A 7,096-nucleotide genomic window follows, 5' to 3' on the forward strand; every position below is an offset into this window, starting at 1 on the left:
CCGTTAGTGCCGTTACCACCGTTACCACCGTTACCACCGTTACCACCGTTACCACCGTTACCACCGTTACCACCGTTACCACCGTTACCACCGTTGCCACCGTTGCCACCGTTGCCACCGTTGCCATCAGTATTCTTGTTTGATCCATTATTGTGGCTGGAATGATCTTTTTTAATTGAACTTTGATGTTGCGTGGTTTTTGCAGCTTGCATTTGATTACGGTGGTTGCTAGAAAAGTTTTCAAATGCATTTGCATTTGCATTTGCAATGCATTGCGATGAAAGTATTATTGCCATAAATAAAGTTTTCATTGGATATTTCATCTTGCTTTATATGTTTGTTGCCATGACGCTATTATGTTAATAGTGTCATGGCTATCGTTGTTTTTTAATTAGTGCTTTCCACCGCCTTTGCCGCCACCGCCTTTGCCACCGCCGCCTTTGCCGCTGCCGCCTTTGCCGCCACTGTTTCCACTGGCATTGCCGCTTCCGTTCCCTGTGCCATTGCCATTGGCACTGTTGTTTCCGCTATGGTTTCCGTTGTGGCTTGCGTTATCACCACCACCATTACCGCCATTACCACCATGACCACCTGGTGAATTTGCTCCTGATCCACCGTGACCACCGGGGCCACCGTTGCCACCGTTGCCAGCAAGCAATATGCTACCAGTGTCATTAAAAGAAAATGAACTTTCCTCAAAAGAATTTGCATGGGATGCGCATGCAAAAATCAATAATGCTGGCACTGCAATTTTTGTTATCATTTTCTTCCTTGTTTGTGTTAACCCGTCTTTATATTTGGGTTCTCTTGGGTCCCCCTATGGGGCGGGTTGAATATATTCAAAAAAAAATGTTAGTCAATAGGGCTCTGATCGTGAAACGGAAAAAATCTTACACCAAGTGCGCTAGTTGTCAGGTTTAAGCCATAGAGACAACGCTGGGAGCGTTAGGAAAAACTGGAAGCTGCTCTACTCTGACGCACTTCGCCCGGTCTGCCTGACGCCAAGCTGAGGTACACTCCAGCATGACAGCGGCAATGCCAGGCATTGGGCGGTCTCAGCCTCGATATCTATTCCTTCGCATACAGATACGCTCGTTTCGTGAGTTGACCCCTACTACTGGAAACAACCTAGGTAAGATGGGCTTTGTTTGAGGTCTTCTTACTAGTGCAATGGATCCTTCTCTGCGGCTCAAATAGGGTCGTCTCAGAAAAAAGGAAAAGATCGTACGCTAAGGAATTTCAATGCCCGCAACAGCGCGGGTTTTCGTGAGCAGTCTGCGGGTGCCGGCAGTACAATTCCTAAAAAGTCGATTTGGAGCTACTACTGCTCAAACCGATTTAATGGATACGGAATACGCTTTTCTTTCGGTATCTTGAATCTTAAGAATTGGTAGACAGATGCTTAGCGTACGATTTTTTACGAATTTTTAAGCGACCCCCAAATGATCTTGATCGGATCCTCGGATCCAGCGTAACCTGCTAGCCAGAAACAAAAAACCCACCGTAAGGTGGGTTCTTTGCCCGGTGTTCCTTGGCTTGCCGGCCTTGGAATCCGGTGGGTAACAGCTTCGGTGAGAGGAAGCAGATACCGTAAAGTACCCCCTCAGTTTAGCCGCGTGCGGCCCGCTGTTCAAGTATCAAACCCTCTCTCGAACCCTGTTACCAAAGGCTTTCACCTTTGGCGCTTTGTCGTATTCGCTCGGATTGGACGCAAGTGATTGTTGCCGTAGCGGGTGTGAAGGTCGGGCAGAACGGGGATATCTCACATACTGCCCAAGCGTGTAATCGCGCACCACAGCCTCCCAGGACTCGCACCCCTGGGGCATCTGCACTCAGAGCGTAACGGGGTTCCAACCACGGCCAGCTCTTAAAAAACGGCGCGGCAGCCCGGCCAACAGGCGGGGGCTAAAGCAGATAGCAGCAGGACGGGGTGTGTCTCTGGAGCGCGTGAGAGGGAGCTGCCGCAAGCAGTCTCGATAGTCCGGAGCAAGGCGAGTTCATCCTGTAAAACCACCTCAAATAGAAGTGGCCTGTAGGAGGGCTCTCCTATCTTGAAGCGCAGCGAAGGATAGGAGAGCTTGCTGACTGAGGAGGCTTGCCGACATCCTTTTCGCCCGGTTTTTCTCTCTCCTTTGGCACGCATAATCACCCCCCACGCCTCTTTCTTCTAAACCTCTATTCAAGCGATCTGCCTACCTCTTTGCATTAAAGTCACTGTTACTCTAAATAGCTCCAAAAACCCGAGTTACAAACCCTTTCGCCTATGCCAAACTTGACTCTAAGCCAGCATACACAGAGGGCCCTTAGCCGCTTCGCGTCGTCGGTTCCTCTGTGAAGCTGGTTCAGGGGCGTGCCGCCCCCGAAACCCCCTGCATCCACCGCCCCAGCGAACTCCGTTCCGGGCTTCTCCAGGTCAGCGGACAGGACACACATATAGTCACAGTTACCGTAATTGAGGTGATGGGATGAAGGACGAACGAGACGACCAGACGTTGGACTTGCTGCCCAGTGGGAAACGGCGTGGCCGCCCGCGAACCGGCAAGGCCCTGAGTCCTGCGGCCAAGCAAGCGGCCTATCGCGAACGGCAGCGGCAAAAAACGGTCACCGTTACCTTAAATCGCCCTGATTGCGGCGAGTTGGAGACCTTCCTGCTGAACCTGCGAGAGGGTCGCACATCGTCCCTCGCTCCGGAGGTTGTGGCCCGGTTATATGATGCGGTTCATGCCGCGTGGGTAGACCAGCTTTATTTCGGTAACGGTGACCAAAAATGACCGTGCCCAAACGCGAACGGGTGATCAAGATCAGGGCCACTGATGCGGAGTTTGCCCAGCTCAAGGCCTTGAGTGGGGAGGAGCGCTTGGCGGAATGGATGCGCGGGCAGTGCCTGGGTGATGGTAAAGCGCCTGGCAGACGGCGCACACCGGTACCCAAAGCCGATCCGGCCTTGTTGCGGCAGTTGGCCGGGATCGGCAACAACCTCAATCAGGTGGCTCGGCGGGTAAACAGCGGTGAATGGGGGGCGCTTGAGCGGGTCCAGGTGATCGGGGTGTTGATGGCGATGGAGCGTGCACTGCAGGTGCTGTCAGGGCCGTCAAAGGAGGCAGAGTGATTAACGATAGCGGCGTGGCCGAGTACGACTACACCTTGACCCGGCTCCCCGGTGATCAGGGGTGGAGCTTGCGGTTGTTGCAGGACGGGCTCGATGTAGGTGGGGACGTGTACCAGGAACACGATGAGGCGCTCAGTGTGGGCACCGTCTGGCTGTGTCGTGAGTCATGATCGTCAAGTTTCATGCGCGTGGCGTGGGGCGTGGTAGCGGCCCGGTGGGGTACCTGCTGGGCCAGGATGGTGCGCGGGAAGGGGCGACCCTTGATCGGGGAGACCCGGCGATCATCGAAGCGCTGATCGACAGCAGCCCTTACGCCAAGAAGTACACCAGCGGCGTGCTGTCGTTCCAGGAAGCGGACTTGTCCCGGGAGGACAAGGATAAGCTTATGGACAGCTTCGAGCGTGCGCTGCTGCCAGGGTTGGACCGGGATCAGTACGCCTGTCTGTGGGTGGAGCACCAGGACAAAGGCCGGCTCGAACTCAACTTCGTGGTGCCCAATGTGGAGCTGCTGAGTGGCAAGCGGCTACAGCCTTACTTCGACCGGGCTGACCGGCCCCGGATCGATGCCTGGAAGACCGTCATCAACGCCCAGCTGGGCCTGCATGATCCGGATGACCCACTGAACAAGCGGACGCTGGTGACCCCCCGTGATCTGCCCTTTGCCAAGAAAGATGCGGCGCAGGCCATCACGGACGGGTTGTTGTCGCTGGCGGTGGCCGGTGAGCTGACCGATCGAGCGGCGGTGGTGGCGACCTTGGAAGGGGCCGGGTTCAACGTGGTGCGGGAAACCCGCAAGAGTATCAGCATTGCCGACCCGGAAGGGGGGCGAAATATCCGGTTGAAAGGGGCGCTGTATGAGCAAGATTTTAGAGCTGGCCAAGACCTTCGAGGAGAACTCGAAGCAGCAGGTGAGCGATATCGAAACGAGCGTGAACAACGAGTTCGAGAAGCACGAGAAAGCTATTCTCGGGGCGTTGCGATCAAGCAATCAGAGTTTAATCGCCGCTATCGACGGCCAGAGCCGGAGGTGGGGTTGGCTGGTGCTGAAGGGCTGGATCTGCACCTTGATCGGGGTGGTGTTGATGTTGGGGATCAGTTGGGGCGTGCTGTGGTTCCAGGGGAAGCAGATCGCCGAAAACTGGGACACGATCTCCCAGCAAAAACGCATCTTGAAAGAGATGGATACCTTGGGACTGTCGCTGTACCAGGACAAGAATGGGTGGTTCATCGTGCTACCCGATGGGATGACGGCGAAAACAGGATGGAACAAGGACAACGGAAAAACGAAGCTGGTGAAGCTGGAGGACTGAATGACAGAGCTCGAACGGCAGTTATTGAAAGCGTTAGAGAGCTTGGAAGGCGGGTACAGACAGCAGCACGCGGCCTGGGAGAGCGCCTACAGCGATTTGCGGCTGATGTTCGAGGCCACCTCTACCGAGAACCAGGCGTTGCGGGAGAGCGTGGGGAGCTTGAGCGAGCAGGTGTTGCACTTGAGCGGTCAAGTCGAGCGATTGAGCCAAAAATTGAAGCCCTGAGTGCTGAACGGGAGTACCGGCGTGGCGGGATGAGCTTAGGTGGCCGCCGGGGTGATCGAGAGTATGGTGACTGAGGTGGGGCCAGTGGCTCCACTTGGTTGAGACAAGTGCCTCCCCTATTACTACTTGGGGCATCCGGTGGGGCATTTTGCCCCACCTTGGTAAGGGGAGCCCTGCCCCTTCATGAGAGTCTGTGGCGGAGGTGATGATGGAGCTTTGGAAGGACTGGTACTTACTGGAGCGGGAGAACCGCAACCGTGACGGCGACACGCCGATGCCGGCGGCCCCCGAAGATCGCCCTCCCTGGGATGAGTGAGCGGGTTTCCCAACGGGGTGGGGCACGATGCCCCACCCCTTAATTTTGGTCACTGTTACCTAAATAAAGCCGGCCTCCCGTTGGTGGCGAACCGCCAAGATCACCACGGTGTCGCCCTCGATGCGGTAGCGGGCGAGGTAGCCACTGTCGCCGAACTCAATCACCCACTCCCGATAGGCATCCGGCATGTCCGGTGCCGGCCGGCCGCTGTGCGGGTGTTGGCCCAGCATCTGGACGGACTGGATGATGGCGGTGGCGGCGCGCTTGGCAGCGATGGGGCTGTGCTGATGGAGGAAATCCTGGATCCGCTGCAGGTCACGGACAGCGGCTGACGCAAAGATCACTTGTGGCATGGTGGTGCCGGGCGTTCAACGTCAGAGCCCCAGGTAGCCAGCCAGCTTTCGACGTCGGCAGCGGTGGCATGGAGGCCGGTCTGCTGGAACTCCTGCCAGGCATTGAGGGTGTCCTGGCGGAAGGCCTCGCGCTTTTCCTCGCGCTCGACGTACTGGGCGATGGCTTCACGCATCATCCAGTGGGGAGAGCGGTCGCGGGCCTGTGCCAGGTGCTCGATCTTGGCTTTGGTCTCTGGGTCGAGTTTGACCGAGACGGGTTTGAGGGTAGCGGACATGGCCGGCTCCTGATGGTATTACGTGGTAATACCATCATAGCGTGGTTGTGGTGGCGGGACTATGGGCAGGGTGGGGCCAGTGGCCCCACCCTGTTGTTGAGGGCCGCGGATGGTGTCTCAAACCGCCCATTTGGGCAGATCGTGGCGGGGTCGCAGGATCCAGCCTTCAAACGCGCTACGGCGCGTTTTTTGTTGTGGCCATGCCAACGCCTTGGGTGGGGGTGGGAAAGGGCTGCAATCGCCGGCTATGGCGCTGTATTTTTGGCCTCGATCGTTCCCTGTGACAAGAATGACCATTTCCACATGAAGCAATACGATAAGGATGTTTAAGGGGTAGTACGCCGGGATCTCAGATTTTTCCGTCTAGGGGTCACCTAAGAATTCGGAAATTAAAGCACGTTAAGGCATTCGAGGCCCAGTAACGGCGCGTTTTTGCGCAAGCTACGCCGGCCTAGAAACCGCATTTTCGTGGTTCTTGAAACCCGACTTTTTCAGCAGTGCAATACGAGAGTGGTTTTCGAGAAAGTAACGCTCTATGCCAGCATTGGCAAGGAACGGATTCTCACAGATGCCTATCAAAAACGGAGGTTTGTGAAAGTGACCGCCGAGCCAACAGCTAACCGTACTTTAAATTCCGAATTCTGAAGTGCCCCCTATGTAACGAAATTAATTTTTATCCGTTTTTACCATTTTTACCATCGTTACCTCCATTACTACCTCCCTTTCCTCCTACGCCTCCTTTCCCTCCTGGGCCAGCGTCACCACCATTTCCACCATTCCCTTTGCCGCTACCATTTCCACCATTTCCACCATTTCCTCCTTTTGAACCACCTTTTCCCCCATTTCCCCCATTGCCATCACTTCCTTTGCCGGCATTTCCCCCATTGCCTCCATTTCCATGGCCGCTGGCATTTCCTCCATGCCCGCCATTGCCATTTTTTACTTGGGTTATGTTGGTTGTAATAAAAGAGTAATTTATTGAAGTTAAGTGTGATTCAATGAGGTTGGTTATATTTAGTGCGCAAAAAAATAATATAGAACTCAGGGTCATTGTCCAATACCACCTTGTCCGCCTTTTCCTCCTGGTGAGTTTTTACCGCCGCCACCATTCCCACCTACACCACCGTGCCCCCCATGGCCTCCATTCTTTCCGGTATTACCACCATTACCACCATTGCCACCATGTGAACCCGAACCATTACCTGCGTTCCCCCCATTTCCACCATTTCCACCATGTTTTCCACTACCTCCCATTCCTCCATTCCCTCCGTTTGCAGCAGTGATAATATCTGCGTTTATTAGTTCATATGGCTGAGCTAAGCTGGGTGTTAAGTAAAAAGTGGAAAGTACAAAAAGTAAGCCTGTTTTTACATGGTAATGTATGGCTGGTTTTTTTTTAGTCATATATTGGTGCCGTTAGTGCCGTTAGTGCCGTTAGTGCCGTTAGTGCCGTTAGTGCCGTTAGTGCCGTTAGTGCCGTTAGTGCCGTTAGTGCCGTTAGTGCCGTT

General features: G+C 54.8%; 11 protein-coding genes and 1 pseudogene. 6 read left to right on the top strand and 6 right to left on the bottom strand.

Annotated elements, in window-relative coordinates; all coding sequences use genetic code 11:
* Both CF137_RS03445 and CF137_RS03450 read right to left on the bottom strand, forming a co-directional pair.
* Nucleotides 1-311, bottom strand: a 311-nt coding sequence (locus tag CF137_RS03445) for a hypothetical protein (RefSeq protein ID WP_193556555.1), incomplete at its 3' end; no start/stop codon positions are given.
* A 76-nt stretch (nt 312-387) separates the two neighbouring features.
* A complete protein-coding gene (locus tag CF137_RS03450; protein ID WP_139690644.1) occupies nt 388-711 on the bottom strand; it encodes a hypothetical protein in 324 nt (107 codons plus the stop codon).
* A gap of 1,754 nt (nt 712-2,465) precedes the next feature.
* Here CF137_RS03450 and CF137_RS03455 point away from each other — a divergent pair.
* The 6 genes and pseudogenes from CF137_RS03455 (at nt 2,466) to CF137_RS03470 (ending at nt 4,644) form a co-directional block, all read left to right on the top strand.
* The gene (locus CF137_RS03455; RefSeq protein WP_139424301.1) at nt 2,466-2,771 is read left to right on the top strand and encodes a hypothetical protein; all 306 of its coding nucleotides are present in this window, start codon (nt 2,466-2,468) and stop codon (nt 2,769-2,771) included.
* Nucleotides 2,768-3,109 (top strand): MobC family plasmid mobilization relaxosome protein, encoded by a 342-nt coding sequence (locus CF137_RS03460; RefSeq protein WP_139424303.1) that lies wholly within the window; start codon nt 2,768-2,770, stop codon nt 3,107-3,109. The genes CF137_RS03455 and CF137_RS03460 overlap by 4 nt, the downstream gene beginning before the upstream one ends.
* Entirely contained in the window at nt 3,106-3,279 is a 174-nt protein-coding gene (locus CF137_RS21955; RefSeq protein ID WP_162511855.1) for a hypothetical protein, read from the top strand. Before CF137_RS03460 ends, CF137_RS21955 begins: the two co-directional genes overlap by 4 nt.
* Nucleotides 3,276-3,593 (top strand): annotated as a pseudogene (locus CF137_RS22450) (mobilization protein); the annotation flags it as partial. The gene CF137_RS21955 and the pseudogene CF137_RS22450, both read left to right, overlap by 4 nt.
* A 370-nt stretch (nt 3,594-3,963) precedes the next feature.
* Nucleotides 3,964-4,419, top strand: a complete 456-nt coding sequence (locus tag CF137_RS22225) for an MbeB family mobilization protein (protein WP_240037848.1) — start codon at nt 3,964-3,966, stop codon at nt 4,417-4,419.
* Nucleotides 4,420-4,644, top strand: coding sequence for an MbeD family mobilization/exclusion protein (locus tag CF137_RS03470; RefSeq protein ID WP_139424305.1), 225 nt, complete (start codon nt 4,420-4,422; stop codon nt 4,642-4,644).
* A 375-nt stretch (nt 4,645-5,019) separates the two neighbouring features.
* Here CF137_RS03470 and CF137_RS03475 read toward each other — a convergent pair whose 3' ends face one another.
* From CF137_RS03475 to CF137_RS22145, 4 genes are all read right to left on the bottom strand, one after another.
* A complete protein-coding gene (locus CF137_RS03475) occupies nt 5,020-5,313 on the bottom strand; it encodes a type II toxin-antitoxin system RelE/ParE family toxin (RefSeq protein WP_139424307.1) in 294 nt (97 codons plus the stop codon).
* A complete protein-coding gene (locus CF137_RS03480; protein WP_139424309.1) occupies nt 5,301-5,588 on the bottom strand; it encodes a CopG family ribbon-helix-helix protein in 288 nt (95 codons plus the stop codon). Before CF137_RS03480 ends, CF137_RS03475 begins: the two co-directional genes overlap by 13 nt.
* Before the next feature lie 673 nt (nt 5,589-6,261).
* Complete coding sequence (locus tag CF137_RS03485) at nt 6,262-6,639, bottom strand: hypothetical protein (RefSeq protein WP_193555994.1); 378 nt, start codon at nt 6,637-6,639, stop codon at nt 6,262-6,264.
* Nucleotides 6,636-6,992 (bottom strand): hypothetical protein, encoded by a 357-nt coding sequence (locus CF137_RS22145; protein ID WP_193555995.1) that lies wholly within the window; start codon nt 6,990-6,992, stop codon nt 6,636-6,638. Before CF137_RS22145 ends, CF137_RS03485 begins: the two co-directional genes overlap by 4 nt.
* Nucleotides 6,993-7,096: the final 104 nt, after the last annotated feature.

Origin of the sequence: Aeromonas sobria (genome assembly GCF_006243315.1) — a bacterium.
In the GTDB taxonomy this organism is placed as follows: domain Bacteria; phylum Pseudomonadota; class Gammaproteobacteria; order Enterobacterales; family Aeromonadaceae; genus Aeromonas; species Aeromonas sobria_A.